This window comes from Actinosynnema sp. NPDC059335 (assembly GCF_042752395.1).
In the GTDB taxonomy this organism is placed as follows: Bacteria; Actinomycetota; Actinomycetes; order Mycobacteriales; family Pseudonocardiaceae; genus Actinosynnema.
In genome coordinates this window covers 40,632-58,305 of sequence record NZ_JBHYXZ010000018.1, presented here as the reverse complement: position 1 = coordinate 58,305, position 17,674 = coordinate 40,632, and the positions used below count along the sequence as shown (strand labels likewise).

Annotated in this window: 13 protein-coding genes; 10 read left to right on the top strand and 3 right to left on the bottom strand. The window is 72.8% G+C overall.

Annotation, left to right across the window (positions count from 1 at the left end; genetic code table 11):
- The first annotated feature begins 29 nt into the window (after positions 1-29).
- The 3 genes from ACFXGA_RS08645 to ACFXGA_RS08635 all read left to right on the top strand — a co-directional run bounded on the left by ACFXGA_RS08645 (position 30) and on the right by ACFXGA_RS08635 (position 3,678).
- Entirely contained in the window at positions 30-830 is an 801-nt protein-coding gene (locus tag ACFXGA_RS08645; RefSeq protein WP_378085642.1) for an SDR family NAD(P)-dependent oxidoreductase, read from the top strand.
- Positions 831-885: 55 nt separating this feature from the next.
- The gene (locus ACFXGA_RS08640) at positions 886-1,953 is read left to right on the top strand and encodes a methyltransferase (RefSeq protein WP_378085640.1); all 1,068 of its coding nucleotides are present in this window, start codon (positions 886-888) and stop codon (positions 1,951-1,953) included.
- Positions 1,954-2,220: 267 nt separating this feature from the next.
- Positions 2,221-3,678 carry a LuxR C-terminal-related transcriptional regulator gene (locus ACFXGA_RS08635; protein WP_378085638.1) on the top strand — a complete coding sequence of 486 codons (1,458 nt, stop codon included), beginning with the start codon at positions 2,221-2,223 and terminating at the stop codon, positions 3,676-3,678.
- A 72-nt stretch (positions 3,679-3,750) separates the two neighbouring features.
- Here ACFXGA_RS08635 and ACFXGA_RS08630 read toward each other — a convergent pair whose 3' ends face one another.
- From ACFXGA_RS08630 to ACFXGA_RS08620, 3 genes are all read right to left on the bottom strand, one after another.
- A complete protein-coding gene (locus ACFXGA_RS08630) occupies positions 3,751-5,034 on the bottom strand; it encodes a cation:proton antiporter (RefSeq protein WP_378085636.1) in 1,284 nt (427 codons plus the stop codon).
- 265 nt (positions 5,035-5,299) lie between these two features.
- Complete coding sequence (locus ACFXGA_RS08625) at positions 5,300-6,418, bottom strand: glycoside hydrolase family 43 protein (protein ID WP_378085635.1); 1,119 nt, start codon at positions 6,416-6,418, stop codon at positions 5,300-5,302.
- Positions 6,419-6,552: 134 nt separating this feature from the next.
- On the bottom strand, positions 6,553-7,173 hold the full coding sequence (locus tag ACFXGA_RS08620) for a hypothetical protein (protein ID WP_378085633.1): 621 nt from the start codon (positions 7,171-7,173) through the stop codon (positions 6,553-6,555).
- Between the two features lie 553 nt (positions 7,174-7,726).
- Here ACFXGA_RS08620 and ACFXGA_RS08615 point away from each other — a divergent pair.
- The 7 genes from ACFXGA_RS08615 (at position 7,727) to ACFXGA_RS08585 (ending at position 17,673) form a co-directional block, all read left to right on the top strand.
- Positions 7,727-8,395 (top strand): DUF1990 family protein, encoded by a 669-nt coding sequence (locus ACFXGA_RS08615; protein ID WP_378085632.1) that lies wholly within the window; start codon positions 7,727-7,729, stop codon positions 8,393-8,395.
- A 419-nt stretch (positions 8,396-8,814) separates the two neighbouring features.
- Positions 8,815-9,720 carry a hypothetical protein gene (locus tag ACFXGA_RS08610; protein WP_378085630.1) on the top strand — a complete coding sequence of 302 codons (906 nt, stop codon included), beginning with the start codon at positions 8,815-8,817 and terminating at the stop codon, positions 9,718-9,720.
- Between the two features lie 23 nt (positions 9,721-9,743).
- Positions 9,744-10,118 (top strand): hypothetical protein, encoded by a 375-nt coding sequence (locus ACFXGA_RS08605; RefSeq protein WP_378085628.1) that lies wholly within the window; start codon positions 9,744-9,746, stop codon positions 10,116-10,118.
- Positions 10,115-11,377 carry a hypothetical protein gene (locus ACFXGA_RS08600; RefSeq protein ID WP_378085626.1) on the top strand — a complete coding sequence of 421 codons (1,263 nt, stop codon included), beginning with the start codon at positions 10,115-10,117 and terminating at the stop codon, positions 11,375-11,377. The genes ACFXGA_RS08605 and ACFXGA_RS08600 overlap by 4 nt, the downstream gene beginning before the upstream one ends.
- Positions 11,374-12,426, top strand: coding sequence for a polyprenyl synthetase family protein (locus tag ACFXGA_RS08595; protein WP_378085624.1), 1,053 nt, complete (start codon positions 11,374-11,376; stop codon positions 12,424-12,426). Before ACFXGA_RS08600 ends, ACFXGA_RS08595 begins: the two co-directional genes overlap by 4 nt.
- A 19-nt stretch (positions 12,427-12,445) precedes the next feature.
- The gene (locus tag ACFXGA_RS08590) at positions 12,446-14,116 is read left to right on the top strand and encodes a hypothetical protein (RefSeq protein WP_378085622.1); all 1,671 of its coding nucleotides are present in this window, start codon (positions 12,446-12,448) and stop codon (positions 14,114-14,116) included.
- Positions 14,113-17,673, top strand: coding sequence for a hypothetical protein (locus ACFXGA_RS08585; RefSeq protein WP_378085620.1), 3,561 nt, complete (start codon positions 14,113-14,115; stop codon positions 17,671-17,673). Before ACFXGA_RS08590 ends, ACFXGA_RS08585 begins: the two co-directional genes overlap by 4 nt.
- Position 17,674 lies beyond the last annotated feature (1 nt).

Sequence of the window (17,674 nt, the reverse complement as noted above, 5' to 3'; positions counted from 1 at the left end):
TCGGCGCACGACCGTCACGAGGAGTGTTCGTGGAGTTGGGGCTGAGCGGCAAACGGGCGCTGGTGACCGGGTCGAGTTCCGGCATCGGCGCGGCGGTGGCCGACCTGCTGGCCGCCGAGGGCGCGGACGTCGTGGTCCACGGCCGCGACCGGGACAAGCTCGCGGTGGTGTCGGAGAAGGTGCGCGGCCACGGCCGCCGGGTGGACGTGGCGGTCGGCGACCTGGCGACCGACGCCGGCGCGGAGGAGGTGGTCCGCGCCGTCCGGGCGGGCGGACCGGTCGACATCCTGGTCAACAACGCGGGCGGCACGGACCTCGTGCCGTGGCGGGACGCGGGCCCGGACCTGTGGGTGACCGCGTACCAGGTCAACGTGGTGTCCGCGGTGCGGATGATCCACGCGTTCGTGCCCGCCATGCGGGAGCGCGGCTGGGGCCGCGTGGTGCAGGTCGGCGGCGGCCTGGCCACCCAGCCGATCGCGTTGCAGCCGCAGTACTCGGCGGCGCTCGCGGCCCGGCACAACCTCGCCGTGTCGCTGGCCCGCGAGCTGAAGGGCACCGGCGTGACGTCGAACGTCGTGTCACCGGGGCCGGTCATGGTCGAGTACGTGCGGGAGTGGTTGGCGCGGGTCGGCCCGGAGCGGGGCTGGGGCACCGAGCTGCCGGAGATCGAGCGGCGCGCGGCGGCGGAATGGGTGGCGAACGACGTCGGGCGGTACGGCACGCCGGAGGAAGTGGCGGCAGCCGTGGCGTACCTGGCGAGCAGGCAGGCGGATTACGTGACCGGCGCGGTGCTGCGCGTCGACGGCGGGTTCGTGGCGGCGGTGTCCTGACCTCGCGGGAGCGCGCGGTGGACGGGGTCGATCAACCAACTGAGGGAGTCCGGTGATGGACGGCGCACAATTCGCGGCCGACGACGGGAACGCGCCCGTGCTGCCCGCGGCGGCTCGCGGCGACGCGCGCGCACTGGTGTTCCACCTGGCGGCGGTGAAGTGGTCGATCGGCGCCCTCCGCGCCGTGGTGCAGCTCGGCATCCCCGACCTGCTGGCCGACGGGCCGGGCCGGGGGGGGGAGCTGGCGGCGCTGGCGGGCGTGGACGCGTCCCGGCTGCGCCGGGTGCTGGCCGCCGCCGCGACGGCGGGCGTGCTGGTGGAGGACGGCGCGGGCCGGTTCTCGCTCACCCCGGCCGCCGAGGGCCTGCGCACCGGTGGTCCGGGCGGCTTCCGGGACGTGTTCCTGTTCCTCACCGACCCGATGATGTGGCGGCCCTACGAGGACGTGGCGCACACCGTGCGGACCGGCGAACCGGCGTTCGACCACCTGTTCGGCGAGCCGTTCTACGAGCACCTGCGCCGCGACCCGGTCGCCTCGGACCTGTTCGACCGGGCGATGGTGCAGAACGACGGGCCCGAGACGTACGACCTGTTCGACGACCTGGACGCGCGCCGGCACCGGCGCATCGCCGATGTCGGCGGGGGCCGCGGCAGCTTCCTGGCCGGCCTGCTGAGCCGCCACCCCGGGGTGACGGGCGCGGTGTGCGACCACCCGCTCGCGATCGCCGGCGCGGCGGACGAATTCGCCCGTCAGGGGGTGGCGGACCGGGCGGAGGCGATCGAGACCGATTTCTTCGAGAAGGTGCCGCCGGGGTTCGACGCGTACCTGGTCAAGCGCTCGTTGCAGAATTGGTCGGATGCCGAGGCAGTGCGCGTGCTGGCCCGCGTCCGGGAGGCCATCGGCGACGATCGTGACGCGCGGTTGTGGATTGTGAACCACCTTCTCACCCGTTCAGGCGTACCTGATCTCGGTAAGCTCTCGGATATCGAGATGATGTCCATTCTGGGTGGTCGGGAAAGAGGCTGGAGCGAGTGGACCCGGCTGGGGGCTGAAGCGGGTTTCGCGCCGGTCGGAGAACCGAGCGCGGGGCGTGTCACATTGTTGACGTTCCGCCCGATCTGAGCACGAACCGACAACGGACCGCGTACCGGGTCCGTGCACCGGCCCGCAGCGTCGCGGGACCGCGAATCCCACGGGGGTGGGAAGCGCTGTCGACCGCGGCGGACGCGGTGGCGGGACCACCGGCCGGCGGGCGTCCCGGCGCGCCCACACCCCCGTGGCCACGCACCCCTCGGCGGCGCCGCCGCGCGCCGGGGGGATCGCAGAGGCGAAACGACAGCGCCGTGCCCGTGGCCGTGGTGCCCGGGCGCGCGGATCTTGGGGGTGTGTGTGGAGCACGACGTCGAACGGTCCGCCGGTGCTCGCCGCCGTGTGCCGGCGGAGCGCCGACTGCCCGACAACCTCGGTGTCGACGGGTTGTCCCTGGACCAGGTGCGGCGGACCCGGGCCCGGCTGGTGGAGCGGGGCCGGTGGGGTGAGGCCGACCAGGTGGTGCGCGAGGTGGTCGACCTGCTCGCCACCGGCCCGGACGGGGTGAGCGGGCCGCAGCTGGGCGGCCTGGTGTACGTGCCGGGAGGCCCGTCGCCGGAGGACGCGCAGTGCGCGCGCGTGGACGTCTCGGCCGTGCCGGAGGAGCAGCGGCTCGCCGCGCGGGCCGCGCAACTGGCCAACCGGGGCGTCGACCGGGCCGAGACGATCGCCACCGCGCGGGAGCTGCTGGCGCTGCCCGGCGTGCGCGACCCGGGCGCGTTCTGGTGCGCGATCCTCGCCCTGGCCTACGCCGACGAGCTGAACACCGCGATGGATCACAGCCTCCGCGCGGTGCGCAGCCCGGACGTGATCGGCCTCGGCGAGGCGCGGGGCGTGGTGGTGCTGCTGGTGGCGCGGTTGATGTGGTTGGGCGGCGATCCGGGCGGGGCGGCCAAGGTGCTCGCCGGGGCGTTGCGGCGTGACGTCTGCCGGCAGATCCGCAGCGTGGCCGTCGCGTGGCTGGCGTCCGCGCTGGTCGACGTGGGCGAGCCGAACCGGGCGCACGACCTGTTGCTGGAGCACGGGTTCGGCGGCGCGCTGGCCGACGTGCAGGACCGCGCGGAGCTGTTCATGGCGCGCGGTGCGGTGCGGTTCGCGCTCGGCCAGTACGACCGGGCGTTGGAGGACTTCCTGGACTGCGGGCGCGACCTGACCGCGTGGGGCGTGACCAACCCGGCGGTGGCGCCGTGGCGGTCGCGGGCGGCGGTGTGCGCGAACGCGGTGGGCCGGACCGACCTGGCCCAGGCGCTGGTGTCGAAGGAGATGGCGGCGGCACGGCGTTGGCGCAGCCCGCGCGCGGTGGGCCTGGCCTCGCACGCGGCGGCGCTGGTCGCGGGTGGCGAGCCCGCGTCCCTGCGCGAGGTGGTGACCCTGCTGGACGGCACCTGCGCGGTGGGTGACGCGCTGCACGCCCGGTACGACCTGGCCCAGGCGCTGGGCACGCGCGAGCTGCACGGCGAGGCGCGCAAGACGCTGGAGGCGGTGCGGGACACCGCGAACCGGACGGGGTACGCGCTGTGGTCCGGGCGGGCGGAGGAGGCGCTGACCAGGATGACCGTGCTGGACCGGGCCGGCGGCCTCACCCGGCAGGAGCGCAAGATCGGCGAACTGGCCCGCACCGGCCGCAGCAACCGGCAGATCGCGGAGGAGCAGTACCTGACCGTCCGCACCGTCGAGTTCCACCTGTCCCGCGTCTACCGGAAGCTGGGCTTGGCCGGCCGGCGCGACCTGAAGGCCATCCTCACACCGCTGTCCTGAGCCACCGGGGGGCGTCCGACACCGTTCGGACGCCCCCCGACCGGTTCCGCGCCGGGCCGACCGGTCGCGGGGTCAGACCGGCGTGTTCGGGGCCTGGTCGGGGTCGCCGTGGCGGACGCGGGCCGCCCGGTTGCGGAGGCGGTCCAGGAGGGTGATCGCCGGGGTCGCGGTGACGCCGTGGAGGATGATCGAGCCGATCACCACCAGGCCCACCACGCGCCAGACGGCGTCCTGGTCGGCGAAGTGCCCGGACTGCACCGCGTAGGCCACGTAGAACAGCGAGCCGACGCCCCGCACGCCGAAGAACGAGATGACCGCCCGTTCCCGCGGGCCGGTCTTGCCGCGCGCCAGGCCGACCAGGCCCGCGACGGGCCGCACGAGGAGCAGGACCGCCGCGGCCACCAGCACCTCGCGCCACCCGACCCCGGCCAGCAGGCCCGTCACCGCCGCGCCGCCGAGCAGGAAGATGATCAGCACCGTCAGCATCCGCTCGACCTGCTCCACGTACTGGTGCAGGACGCGGTGGTAGCCGTGGGAGCGCTCGCCCGCCCTGATCGTGCACGCGCAGACGAACACCGCGACGAAGCCGTACCCCTCGGCCAGCTCGGTCAGCCCGTAGGCCAGGAACGTGGCGGCGAGCGCGACGAAGCCCTCCGCGTGCTCGGCCAACCGCAGCTTCTCCGACGGCGCGGCGAAGAACAGCTTGCGCAACCCCCACCCGGCCAGCAGTCCGACGAGCACGCCGCACGCCAACCGCCACACCACGTCCACGGCGAGCCAGTGCGGCAGCCACTCCTGCGGCGTGACGCTGATCGCCACGGCGGCGTAGGTGAACGGGAACGCCAACCCGTCGTTGAGCCCCGCCTCGGAGGTCAGCGCGAACCGCGCCTCGTCGTCGTCCTCGTCCCGGCTGTCCGCGGGCTCGGCCACCTGCACCTCGCCCGCCAGCACGGGGTCGGTGGGCGCCAGCACCGCCGCGAGCAGCACCGACGACGCCAGGCCCCAGCCCAGCGCGCCCCACCCGAGCAACCCCACGGCCAGCATCGACAACGGCATCGTGAGGCCGAGCAACCGCCAGGTCGTGGACCAGCCCCGCAGGCTGAACGGCCGGTTGAGCGCCAGACCCGCGCCCATCAGGGAGATGATCACGCACAGCTCGGTCAGGTGCAGGGCGAGCGAGCCGTGCCGCGTCGGATCGGGGTCGGGCAGCGAGTCGAAGACCGCGAACACCGCCGCGCCGGCCGCCAGGAAGACCAGGGGCATCGAGACCGGCACCCGGCCCAGCACCCGCGGCAGCAACGCCGCCAGGAGCGTCGCGACCCCGGCACCGGCGTACGCCACGGCAGCCGGATCCACCAGCGACTCCTCTCGGCAGCCCCGCCGTCGAACACCCATTCGACCGGGCGTGCCCCGGACAGGTACCCCCGTGCCCGCCGCGCCAACCCTCCGACGCGACGGGCCGCTGCCCGCCCACGAAGCGGCGGGCAGGCCGCTCGACCGCATCACGCCCTGACCGCCCCCGGTGGCCGCCCCCGGAGGCGCCGCGGGCGACCGGGCCTGTGCTTGCGGAACTCCGGGGGAGACCTCGACGGCCCGGTGCGACCGCCGGGCCGCCGCCGCCCTATTCGAAGAACTTCAGGCTCCAGCCGGTGTCCGCGGTCGGGCCGGGGACGTTGGCGCGGCGGTAGGTGGTGTTGCCCCACCAGACGAAGGTGCCGGTGTACCAGTAGCGGTTGTCCCAGTGGTAGGGCGTGCCCTTGGCCACGGCGTGGTACATCATCGGGAACTTCGGGCCGGCCGGCGGGCTGGTGGCGATGTCGCCGTCGAGCAGCGCGAACGTGTGGTGGCCGGGGCCGTTGACGTACAGGGTGGGGTCCCACCCGGTCATCATCGTGGCCCGGTTCGAGCCGAACAGGCAGCCGTTGGACTTGTACCAGTCCCACACGTAGGTGGGGTCGCCCCCGGCGCGCAGCCGCAGGTCCGCGACGCAGTACTGCTCGCTCCAGCTGCCGTTGGCCGAGTACGTGACGTGCAGTTGGCCGTTGGGGTCCTTGATGACCTCGGGTGCTTCGTTGATGAACGGGTCGCCGACCACCCGCTCCCACGGTTCGCGCGGCTGCGAGATGACGTAGCGGTTGCCGACCGGGGTCAGCGGGTCGGCCATGCGGGCGATGTAGAGGTTCTGCTCCACGTTGGTGGTGCACTCCCAGCCCGACCAGATGAAGTAGCGCTGCCCGTTGTAGGTCACGGGCACGCCGTCGATCGCCCACCGGTCGCCGGGCAGGGCCAGCCGGACCTCGCGGGTGTAGCCGGTGTCCGGCGAGGTCGAGCTGATCGCGTACATGCGGTGCGCGGAGTCGTTGCCGGCCGTGAAGTAGATGTAGTACCGGCCGTTGTCGCGGACGATCTCCGGCGCCCACACCGAGCCGAGGTTGTCCGCGTCGCGCCAGACCAGGCGCGCCGGCGCGGCGGCCAGGCCGTCCGGGGACGACGCCTGGCGGACCTGGATGCCGCCGCCGCCGACCTGCGCCGAGATGTAGTTGCCGCCGACGCGGATCACGCTCGGGTCGGCGGCGCGCAGGCCCGTCCGGCCCAGCGCGGAGAACCCGCAGGCGTCGGCCGCGTCCGGTTCGGCGGCGAGGGCGGGTGGCCCGGAGAGCAGCAGTGCGGCGGTGGCGGCGGCTGCCGCGAGTCGCCTGATCGGTGTCGTGGTGCGTCCGATGCCGGAGGAGGTGCGCATGGGGGCTCCTTGGCGGTGCAGGGAACCGCGCGTGCCCGCACGTCCTCCGGCGGCTGCGGTCGTGGGACGGTGGCGCGACAGGGAGGTCAAGACTAGCGAGCCGGACGCCGCTCCTGAAGCCGAGAGCGGGCAGGTCAGGGTGAGGGCACCCGATCGCCTGACGTGACGTCGTCCCGGCCGGCCGCAGGCTCCCGGTCGGCGACGCGCGGGCCGACCAGCACGACCGGGATGGGGGAGCGGTCGAGCAGGCGGCGGCTCGTGGACCGCTCACCCGTGGGGGTGCAGCCGACGACCAGCAGGGCGGCGAGCCTGGCGTGGCGGAGGAGTCCGCTCACGGGGTGGGACCGGGCCACCCGCGCGTCGACCGGCACGCCTGGGTGCCGGCGTGCGCAGTCGCCCAGCACGGCGGGTGCGCCCGGCGTTCCGGCGGCGGGTCGCCCACCCGTGCAGCGGACCGCGCGCAGACCCGTGCCCAGCACCGCGGCCAGGGCGAACCCGGTCAGCGCCGTCGTCACGGCGAGGTGCTCGTCCACGCCGATCAGCGCGGGCAGGTCGTCCCGCCACGCGCCGCCGGGCGGGACGGCGACGACCGGGCACCGCGCCGAGGCGGCCACGGCGAGCGCGAGCGCCCGGTCGGCCCCGGTCTGCGACCCGGTGACGATCAGGTCCGCGGTGGACGACTCGGCCACCAGCGCGTGGGCGACGGACGGGTCCGCGCCGGGGTGCCCCGGCGCCGGGCCCAGGGGCCGTGCCACGGTGGTGCCGTCGCCGCGGCGCCGGGCGTACGCCGTCGCCCACCGCGCGGCGTCGAGGTCGTCGAACTCGCCGGCCCTCCCGAGGACGACCCGCGCGACCCTGCTCGGTGTGGTGATCGTGGCGACCTCCGGTGCCTCCTGAGCACGCGACGGCGGGAGCCGCGGGCGTGTTCGGCGATGGTCCGTCGAACGGTGGCAGACCGGCGAGCGCCCCGATAGGGTCCTACGACCCTGCGCCGCGCGTGGTCGGGCGACGGGCAGCGGGGTGGCACGAGCACGGACAGGGTGGCCGAGTGCCGCCGGTCGGCGTTGACCCGGCCATCGGCCGGTGCCGCTCGGTCGGTGCCGCGTGCTCGGTGCCGCGTGGTCGGGTCCGACGGCGCGTGGTCGGGTCCGACGGCGCGTGGTCGACCGTTGCCGGCGGGGTGGCCCGTCACGCGGCGGCAACCTGGCCGCCCTCCTCCCGTCACACTGCCGTGTCCAGATCGGTGGCCGCCCTGTCGTGTCCCGGGCGCGGGCGCGGGTACCCGTGGGCGGTCGCGGGAGGTTCGTCGTGCGGGTGGTCCGGTCCGGTCGGGTGGAGGTCGGGTCGTTGCTGCGGGCGCTCGCGGGGCGCGGGCTCAACTACGACCCGGTGGAGGTGCGGGGGCCGGCGTGGACGTTCGACGTGCACCGGCACGAGTTGGGCCGGGAGGCGGTCGGGCCGCCGGTCGAGGACGGGGTGTGGTGGCGGGCCAGGGCGCTGGTGGCCGGGTACGAGTTCAGCCCGCCCGGGATCGTGCGCGCGTACTACGAGCCCGGCTCGCCGTTGGAAGGGCGGGACATGCTGCTGCAGGCGCGGCTGCCGGGGCTGCGGTTCCTGATGGGCGTGCGGGTGACCGACGTGCGGGACGAGACCGGCGGCGGGCGGACGACGTGGGGCTGGGGCTACCAGACCCTGGAAGGCCACCTGGAGCGGGGCCGGGTGGACTACTCGGTGGTCAAGGACCACGCCACCGGTCGGGTGGAGTTCGTCGCGCGCAGCCACTCGCAACTGCACCCGCGTGCGCCGTGGTGGATGCGGTGGGGGTGGCGGTTGTTCGGGCGGCGCGTGCAGCTGCGGTTCTACCGGCGGGCCGGTCTGCGGTTGCGCCGCCTGGTCCACGAGCCGGTGGCGGTCGCGCCGGCCGCGGTGGAGCGGGTCACCGGATGGGGTGTGTGCGTGCCCGATCCGGTGCGGTGACGGCGGCCGCCCCGTCGGACGGGTGGCCGGTGGCGACCGCGGCCCGCCCTGCGACCGCCTCGACGACGAGCGCGCCGTCGCCTTGACGTGACCACCGGGCGGGATCCCGGCGTCGTCGGGGAAGGGGACGCCGTGCCCTGGGGGCCGGGCGGTTCTCCTCGCCGCGGACGCGCCGTCCTGGCCGGGAGCGTGCCCGGCACGGCTGTCCGCGGAACCCATCCGGAGGTGGCGCGACCATCCTTTCGGGACACGACGCGCGACCGGCGGTGACGACCGGGTGCGAACCCGGCCTCGTAGGTGTCGAGTTGCCGGCACGAAGGTGTCACGGCTCCGCAGGCGTGCGCCGGCCTGGACACACTGGCACCGGAAGCGGGCGAACCGGTCCGGCCACGGGTCGGGGAACGGGAGGTCTTCGGGTCGTGGACTTCGACGTCGTGCTCGGCATCGACTCGGCGAGCTTCTCCGCCGGGGTCGACAAGCTCAACAAGGACCCCAAGACGCACGCCGCCTTCTTCAAGGGCGACTACCGCAACGACACCGTGTCGGGCACCTGGGAGGTCGAGGGGAAGTCGCCCGCCTTCGAGTTCCGGCCACCGGACCCGGCCCGGTGGCGGCAATCGGTGAACGCCAAGGGCGAGCACCCGACCGGCGACCCGCCGACCGGCAACGTCTTCGTCCTGGCGATCCCGAAGCTGCGCCTGGTGTTCACGATCGACGGCGCGCAGGCCGACCTGGCGCCCGGCGTCGAGTTCTACGGGCAGGCGGCACTCGCCGACGGCACGTTGTCCATCACGCCGCTGTCCATCTGGGCCGACCCGTCGACCATGAGCACCGCCGAGAAGGCGATCGTCAACGGCCTGATCCTGCCCAAGGTGTACGACAAGCTGGGGCCCGTCCTGAGTGGCCACAAGGTGCCACCGCAGACCATCACCATCGGCGACCTCGGGTTCACGCTGACCGTCGTGGAGGTCCTGATCGCCGGCGGACGCCTGGTGATCGTGACCACGGGCGACACCTCGACGGCCGTGCCGCTGCCCGGGGAGTGGCCCGCGAAACCGGTGTTCGCCGTGGTCAACCGCGCGTACGCGCAACGCCTGGCGACCGAGGTGGCGCGGGCCAACAGGAACAAGACGCTGTACGACGGGACCGAGAAGAACGACCGCGCCAAGCTCACGGTCCACGCGGTGCTGGCGAGCGTGGACGACATCGCGATCGACAAGGACGACGCCACGGTGTGGTCCGGAGCCCTCGACGTGGCGTTCGACGCGGTGGCCTCCTACCTCGGCATTCCGTGCGCGTTCAAGAAGTCCAGCGACAGCCTCTGACCGGACCCAGGACGGTGACCACGATGCAGTACCGGGTGACCCTGACACCGCCGAAGCCGAAGCTGACGGTGAAGATCTCGGCGGACTCGGCCCAGAAGTTCTCCGCCAAGATCATCGACTTGGACTTGAGGGAGGTGCACCTGCGGCCGGACGGCAGCTGGATCGACAAGGCCCTGCTGGAGCTGGTCAAGTTCCTGGTCGACGCGGTGATCAGGAAACTGCTGCCCGCTCTCCGGGACAAGATCAAGGGCAAGGTCATCCCGGTGAACCTCAAAGACCCGATCGGCTACACGGTCACGGTCGGGGGCACGCCGATCACGTTCACGGCGAAGGACCTCGACCTCGGCACCCACGAGGGCAACCTGCTGGTGACGGGCAGGATCGAGGTGGGGTCGTGACGTCGCCCCGGGCGTTCACCGTGCCGCCACCGCCCGCCCTGCCGCTGGCCCGCACGGTGCGGATGCCCGAGCACGTCGGCTACCCGTCGGGCGCGTTGTCGCTGCGGTTCGCGGAACTGACCGTCGAGCCGGAAGAGGGGCCCGCGGCCGTGCCGGTGTCGGACGGCGACCGCACGGTCGTGGCGCTGCCCCCGCTGGTGGTGCGGGCCCGGTACGCGATCGACGCGACCCCCGACCGGGTGGCGACCGTCGACGGGGGCGGCGACCTGTCGGTGCTGCCGGCCGAGGCCACCGCGCCCAGGTCCGCGGACGAGGACGACAAGCACCCCGCGTGGCTGGACAACGCGCGCAACCAACGCATGCGGCTGGCGCAGACCGAGAACGGCCGCAGCCTGCTCAACCTGTACGGGCTGCACGAGGACGTGTACGCGGAGCTGTTCGACGAGAACCTGAGCAGCTTCACCCGTGACGTCTGGACCGTCAACACCGGCACGACGCACATGGCGACGGACACGCACGGCGCGGTGAAGAGCGGTGAGCCCGCGGTCAACGACCCGGAACGGCGCTACGAGGACCCCCTGGGGGGACAGGGCGACTACAACCACAACGCGTTCGTCCGGCAGTTCGCCGCCGCCAACTACGTCCTCATGCTCGATCCCGACTACGACCCGCTGGACCCGCCCACGTCGGGCAAGTACTACGACGCCAGCATGGCGACGTTCGCCTTCGGGGACCTGGTGGAGCGGACCGGGAACAACAAGGACCAAACCCACCCGATGACCCGCGAGCAGGTCTACGTGGCCGTGGACGACCACGAAGCCGACCTCCCCGCCATCACCGAGGAGGTCCGGCGTCGGTTCCCGGCCGTGCTCAGGCCGTTCGCCGACGACGTCGACTGGGACGGCTGGGACGAGCAGGAGCGCGAGCTGATCCAGCGGTTCCACCGCATGGCGTGGGAAGGCCGCCGGGCGTTGCGGGCGGCGGCCGTGCCGACGACGTTGTTCGAGGGCGCGGGCTCGGGTCGGATCACCGGCGCGGCGGCGGTCACGGACCCGTCCGGTGTGGTGCGGGTCGAGTTGCCGGTGTTCGACCTCGTGCTGGACGACGAGGGCTGGAGCGGCGCGGCGGCCGGGGTGGCGGGGGAACGGCTGGCCGCGGCGGGGTTCGTGGCGGATCTGGTGCGGGACTCGGTGGCCGAGCGGCTGCGGGTGGCGGTGGTGGCCGGGGACCCGGCCCTGGTCGGGGATCCCGGCCGGTGACCGCGACCGACGCGGTGCCGTCCGTGACCACGCTCGGGTCGGGAACGCGGGCGGACCCGGTCACCGACGCGTGGCGGACCTTGCTGTCCGGTGATCTGGACCGGTACCACTCGCTGCTGGACAAGGCGTTGGCCCCGCAACGCGACTACCTCACCGACGCCGAACGCGCGCTCTACGACGGCGGGAAGAGGCTGCGGCCGTTGTTGTTGGCCCTGTCGGCGCGTCTGGTCCACGGTCCGGGTGGGTTGCCGGACAAGGTGGTGCGGGGTGCGGTGTCGTTGGAGATGTTGCACGTGGCGACGTTGATCCATGACGACGTGGTGGACGAGTCGGCGGTGCGGCGGGGTTTGCCGTCGGTGAACGCGGCGCGTGGGCCGGGCGAGGCGGTGATCGTCGGGGACATGCAGTTCGTGCAGGCGGTGCGGGGGTTCGTGGACTGCATCGACACCGGGCGCGACCTCGGCCTGGTGAGGTCGGTGCTGGACGTGGCCTACCGCATCTGCTGCGGCGAGCTGGACGAGCTGCGGGTGGACCCGTCGTGGGGGACGGGGGTGTTGGTGGAGCGGTATTGGCGGACGATCGACCGCAAGACCGCGGTGTTGTTCGGTTTGGCCTGTGAGTGCGGTGTGGCGTTGGTCGACGGGCGGACCCGGGACGTGCGGCGCATCGGGCACTACGGTCGGCGGGTCGGGCGTGCCTTCCAGGTGATGGACGACCTGTTCGACCTGACGCAGGACGAGTCGGCGTCCGGCAAGCCGCGTGGGGTGGATCTGGCGCGTCGTCGGTTGTCGTTGCCGATCGTGTACGCGATGGCCGAGTTGGGCGAGGACCACCGGGTGAGCCGGTTCCTGCGGGGTGAGCTGCCCGCGCCGGAGGACGTGACGCCGTTGGTGGACGAGGTGCGGGCGACGGCGGGGTTCGCCCGCGCGTATGCCGAGGCGCGTCGTCAGGCGTTGGACGCGGTGGAGTACCTGCGTCCGTTCCCCCGCAACCCTTACCGCGACGCGTTGGAGCGCATCGCGTTGCACGTCGTGGACCGTGGCCGCTGACCACCACCGGGAGCGCACCGTGGGCGAAGGCTTGTTCCGATTCGTGTTCAACACCCTCCAGCCGAGGATGGCCAGGGCGGGGACCAGGTTCTACCTGCCCACCGTCCTGACCAACCTCACCGACTCCGGCGGCGGCAAGGTGCTGCCCCTGCACGCCGACCGGTGGGAGATCGGGGGGATCGGCGGCGAGAGCGGCAACACCATCAACAACATGTTCGCCTCGGCGTTCAACGCGGAGTTCGACAGGCAGGTCCGGAGGCAGCCCGAACTGTACGACCCGCGCGTCCAGATCGGGCAGTACAAGGGCATCCCGACCCCGGACCGGAAGCCCGCCACGCTGAACGTCGCGGAGGTGACCGTCGACGGGCTCCAGAACGCCTGCCTGCGGCCGGAACCGGCGGTGCGCCGGCAGGGCTCCGGCTACACCTCCCGGCTCACCATCGCGTTCGGCACGTTCCCCGAACTGCCCGCGGCGATCACGGTGACCGGCGGCTTCCGGCTCGACCAGTGGCTCAGCATCGCCGACGCGAAGACCGGCGAGGTGACGACCAACCACCACAAGGCCCCCTTCGACTGGCCCACCTTCAACGTGGCGGGCAACGGGACGTTCGTGCTGCTCGTCACCGACCTGTGGGCCGACGTCGACTGGACCGTCACGGTGGACGACGAGGGACGGCCCGCCATCGGCGTCCAGGCGCTGCACACCCGCGGCGGGGAAGCCGAACGGCCCACCCTGGAGCTCGACGACGTCCGGTTCGAGAAGGGCAACCCCTACGTCAACCCCGAAACCTGGAAGCGCGCGGCCACCCTCGCGCTCAACAGCGACGACGGCCAACGGGAACTCGTCGCGCGCATCCAGGACACGCTCAACGAGCCCGAGCACCGCCGGAGCCTGGCCGTCGAGCTGACCAAGAACCTCCGCTCGACGCTCGACCGGTCCATCGGGGCGGCGAGCGGGTCCACCTCCGTGGACGACGACCTGTTCCAGCGGTTCCGCCGAGCGGTCAACAACCCGAAGAGCGACTACTACCTGCCCGTCGGCGTCTTCTCCGTCACCTCGCCGCCGCTCGACCCCTACCGGCCCAAACCGTTCACCTTCCCGGTGACCGTGCTGGACACGCCCACCGACATCACGTTGCAGGGCAACGAGCTGGTCGGGGCCGCCAACGCGCTCGCGCCGGCCGACGAGCTGGTGTTCGACCCCGGCGTCGAAGCCGTCGTGCGGCTGTCGACCCTGCCCGACGGGACCGAGGTCGAGGTCCCGGACGCGGGCGGGCACAAGCGAACGCGCACCCTCAAGGCGCCCCTCAAGCTCACCGGCACGGTCGTCGTCAAGATCAAGGGGCAGGACCCCTTCGACGGCCCGTACTCGGTCAGCGTCACCAAGTCCGAGGTCCACGTCGTCCTGGCGACGAGCGGCGGCGAGCACGACGCCCTCGACACCCTGACGATCAGGTGCACGGGACTCGACGTCCGCGCCGAACCCGCCGACATCACCGTCACCGCCGAGGTCGGCGACAGCTTCGAGCAGATCATCAACAAGGAGCTGAACAAGCCGGAGAACAAGCGGAAGGTGGTGGACGGGATCAACCGGGAACTGCGCAAGGAGGAGATCCTGGACGAGCTGAGCGCCGCGATCACCACCAACGCCCGCGCGCTGCTGACGGCCCGACTGGACGGTCCGGCATGACCGGCCGGTCGCCCGAGCGGTTGCTGGAGGAGGTGAAGGGGTTCGTCACCGGGAGCGGCGCCGAGCGCACCTTCGCGATGGCGCCCGACGCGCTGGGCTCCGACAGCGTCCGCGACCTGGTGCGGGGTTCGTTCCCCCTGACCGACGGCAAGTGGGTGCTGACCGCCGTGCCGTCGGACGAGCCGCGGTTGCGGGACGGGACGGTCGTGCTGACCGGCACGTCCACCACGCTGCTCGGCGTCGAGGCCCCCCGGCTCCACCTGTCGTTCGACCTGGCCGACCAGGGCAAGGTCGCGTTGCTGGTCACCCTGGAGCCGAAGGACTGGAACCCGGGCGTGTCCTTCCCGTCGTGGCGGGACGTCGCGCCGGAGGTGGTGGGCCTGGTGTTCGACCAACCCCGGCTGCGGTGGTCGAGCATCACGCGCGACGGCACGTCCACCGGGTTGAACCTGGCCGCGGCCGAGGTCCGCAAGCAGGGCACCCTGGCCGCGCTCGCGGTGTTCCCCGACCTCAGGCTGCGCGAGCCGCGCGGTGCGCTCGACGCCGACCCGGTCCGGATCGGCACGGTCCCGTCCGACCCGCTGGTCGTCGGCGGGCTCCGGCTCCCGCTCGCGTTCACCGCGGTCGTGGTGCCCGCGCCGGAGCCGTGCCTGGAACTCGGCAGCAGGATCGTCGTCGGCCACGGCGTGCCCGACGTCCCGGTGTCGATGCGCACCCGCGACCTGAAGACCTACCTCATCCTGGACTCCGACCTCACCGCGCTGTCGCGGTACGCGCTGACCGCGTTCGCCGACTTCCTGCACGGCGCGAAGGTCGCCGACGTGGTGAAGGACGTGCTGGAGGTGCCGGAGACGATCGTCCTGCGCCACCTGAGCGCGGTCGTCGGCCTGGACCCGGTCCGCCTGGCGTCCGTCGCGCTGAAGGTCGGCACCGGCAAGGCGTTGACCATCATCCCCGACCAGGTCGCGGTCCCCGACGTGGTCCTCACGTTCACCGTCGAGGACCCGACCGGCGAGCGCGAGATCACCGCCCTGCTCGCCGGCACGTTCCGGTTCCTCGGCAAGTACGACCTCGACGTCTCGGCCTACTACACGCCGACGCGGCTGACCTTCACCGGCGTGCTCGACCCCACGACCGAGATCCCGCTGTCGGAGGTCGTCCGGAAGTACCTGCCGAGCACGACCTGGCTGCCCGATCTCACGCTCAACCGGCTGGAGCTGTCCGCTGACCTGCGCACCAGGCAGTTCTCGTTCGGGCTCGCGGTGGTGGGCGACTGGGCGATGCCGGTCGGGGCCGCGGCCCTGCACCTCACCGAAGGCACGCTCGACCTCGCCTACCGGGCGGGCGAGGGGTTCGACGGCGCGATCAGCGGCAAGGCCACCGTCACCGGCCGCGATCAGGGGAAGGTCGCGTCGTTCGCCGCGACGATCGCGGTGCGCTCGGCCGGGTTCGAGCTGAAGGGCACCCTGTCGGAGGTGTCGCTCACCAAGCTCGCCGACGCGTTCGCCGACGCGGGCGTGGTCACCGGCTCCGGCGTGCCCGAGATCACCCTGCGCAAGGCCGCCGTCGTGGTCCGCCGCAGCAAGGACGCGGCACGCGCACTGCGCGTCACGGGCGCCGCCGGCTACGAGTTCGCGGCGGGCGCCTCCCTCGACATCGACAAGTTCGGGCAGGTCACGGTGCTGTTCGCGGCGCGCCGGACCGGCGCGTCCCCGGTGCGCCTGGCCTACGCGAACGCCGCGACCGGCGGGACGGGGCAGGCGGGCTTCCTGGTCGGCATCCTCCTCGTGCCCGACTGGAACCCCAAGGCGATCTGGCCGCCGCTCGGCGACGTGTTCGACCACGTCACCGTCCGCGACGCCGCGCTGCTGCTGTCCACCGACCGGTGGACCGACCCGTTGCCCGGCCTGGAGGACCTGCCCTACCCGGTCGAGCAGGGCGTGACGTTCGCCGGGTCGCTGCTGCTCACCGAGAAGGCGCTCAAGGTCCTGTCGGACATCCTGCCCCCGCGCACCGAACTGGACCTGGCGGCGATCATCGACACCGCCGAACCGCTCAAGTCCACCATCCGCGGCACCCTCCCCGAGCCCGGAACCATCGGCGCGGTCGAGTTCACCAGGCTCGTCGTCAGCCTCGCGCCGACGAAGTTCTCGCTCGAGGCCGACGCGAAGTTCACCGTGCACGGCGAGACGCTGCACCTCGTCGGCCGCGGCGCGATCGACCTGAAGCCGCCGGCGCTGGACCTGTCGGTCGCCATCGAGAACTGGGTCAACCCGTTCGGCATCCACGGGCTGACCGTCAAGTCGTTCGGCCTCGGCTTCACCGTGGACGCCTCCGGGCTGTCGATCGGCCTGATCGGCACGTTCCTCATCGGCTCCGGCGACGACGCGTTCACGCTCACCCTCGGCGGGCGGGTGGTGAACTTCGAGGCGCCCAAGGCGTTCGTGTTCAGCCTCAAGTCCCAACCCGGCCACGACCTGACGCTGGCCCGCATCGTCGGCCAGTTCACCGGCACCGACCTCGACCGCGTGCCGCTGCTCAAGGACGTCGTCGTCCACGCGCTGAGCTGCTTCGTGGTCGCCGACCCCAACGGCTGGGACGCGCCCGACGGGACCCACTACGCCAAGGGTTTCGGCTTCGACGTGGACGTGGAGTTCTTCGGCTGGGCGCTCAAGGTCAAGGGCGCGCTGGCGCTGAAGGGCGTCGTCGCCTCCGGGTCGATCGACCCCGCCGTGAAGTACCACGACCTGTTCGAGCTGACCGACGCCACGAACCACGACGCCGGTCCGCACGTCGACCTCGACACCACGGTCATCGGCCAACCCGGCCGCACCTACTTCGACGCCTCCGGCCGGGTCAAGCTCCTCGGCGTGACCGAGACGTTCAGCGGCCACGCCGACTCCGCCGGGTTCTGGTTCACCTTCAGCACGGACCTCGCCGGCCTCTTCCACACGACGATGAGCGCCACGCTGTCCACGAAGGACGGGTTCGCCGGCGCGTTCAGCGCCGGCACCTACGGCTTCGACCTCACCCTCCGGGGCGACGTCCGCGTGGCCGGGATCACGATCATCCCCAAGGGCGTCCGGATCAAGGTGCCGAACGCGCGCCTGACGCTCTCGTGCCGGGTGTCGGCGCGGTCGGCGGGCCTGCACGCCGACCTCCGCCTCGACTGGAAGTCCGTACGGCTCGACCCCGCCATGGACCTCGCGGTCAGCGCCGACGTCCTCACCGACGTCCCGAAGGCGATCGCCGCCTGGGTCTCCGAGCACGCCGCGGAGTTCTTCGAGGTCGTCCTGGAAGACGTCGGGAAGTGGCTCGCCCTGCTCCTCGACGGCGCGCTGTGGGTCGGGCAGAGCGCGATCGACATCGTCAAGGTGCTCTACACCCACTTCCGGCAGTCCGTGGCGGCCGTCGCCGACGCCCTGCTCGACCTCGGGAAGCACGGCATCGACGAGATGGCCAAGGCGCTGGTCGACGTCTGCGGCATCACGATGAAGGAAGCGTGGAAGCTGCTGGAGAAGAACTGCGCCGTCACCAAGGCCGCCAACGCCCTCTGAA

Bases quoted from the DNA above. Each gene is read 5' to 3' on its own strand.
- ACFXGA_RS08625 (WP_378085635.1), bottom strand. From the start codon at position 6,418: ATGCGCACCTCCTCCGGCATCGGACGCACCACGACACCGATCAGGCGA.
- ACFXGA_RS08640 (WP_378085640.1), top strand. From the start codon at position 886: ATGGACGGCGCACAATTCGCGGCCGACGACGGGAACGCGCCCGTGCTG.
- ACFXGA_RS08605 (WP_378085628.1), top strand. From the start codon at position 9,744: ATGCAGTACCGGGTGACCCTGACACCGCCGAAGCCGAAGCTGACGGTG.
- ACFXGA_RS08585 (WP_378085620.1), top strand. From the start codon at position 14,113: ATGACCGGCCGGTCGCCCGAGCGGTTGCTGGAGGAGGTGAAGGGGTTC.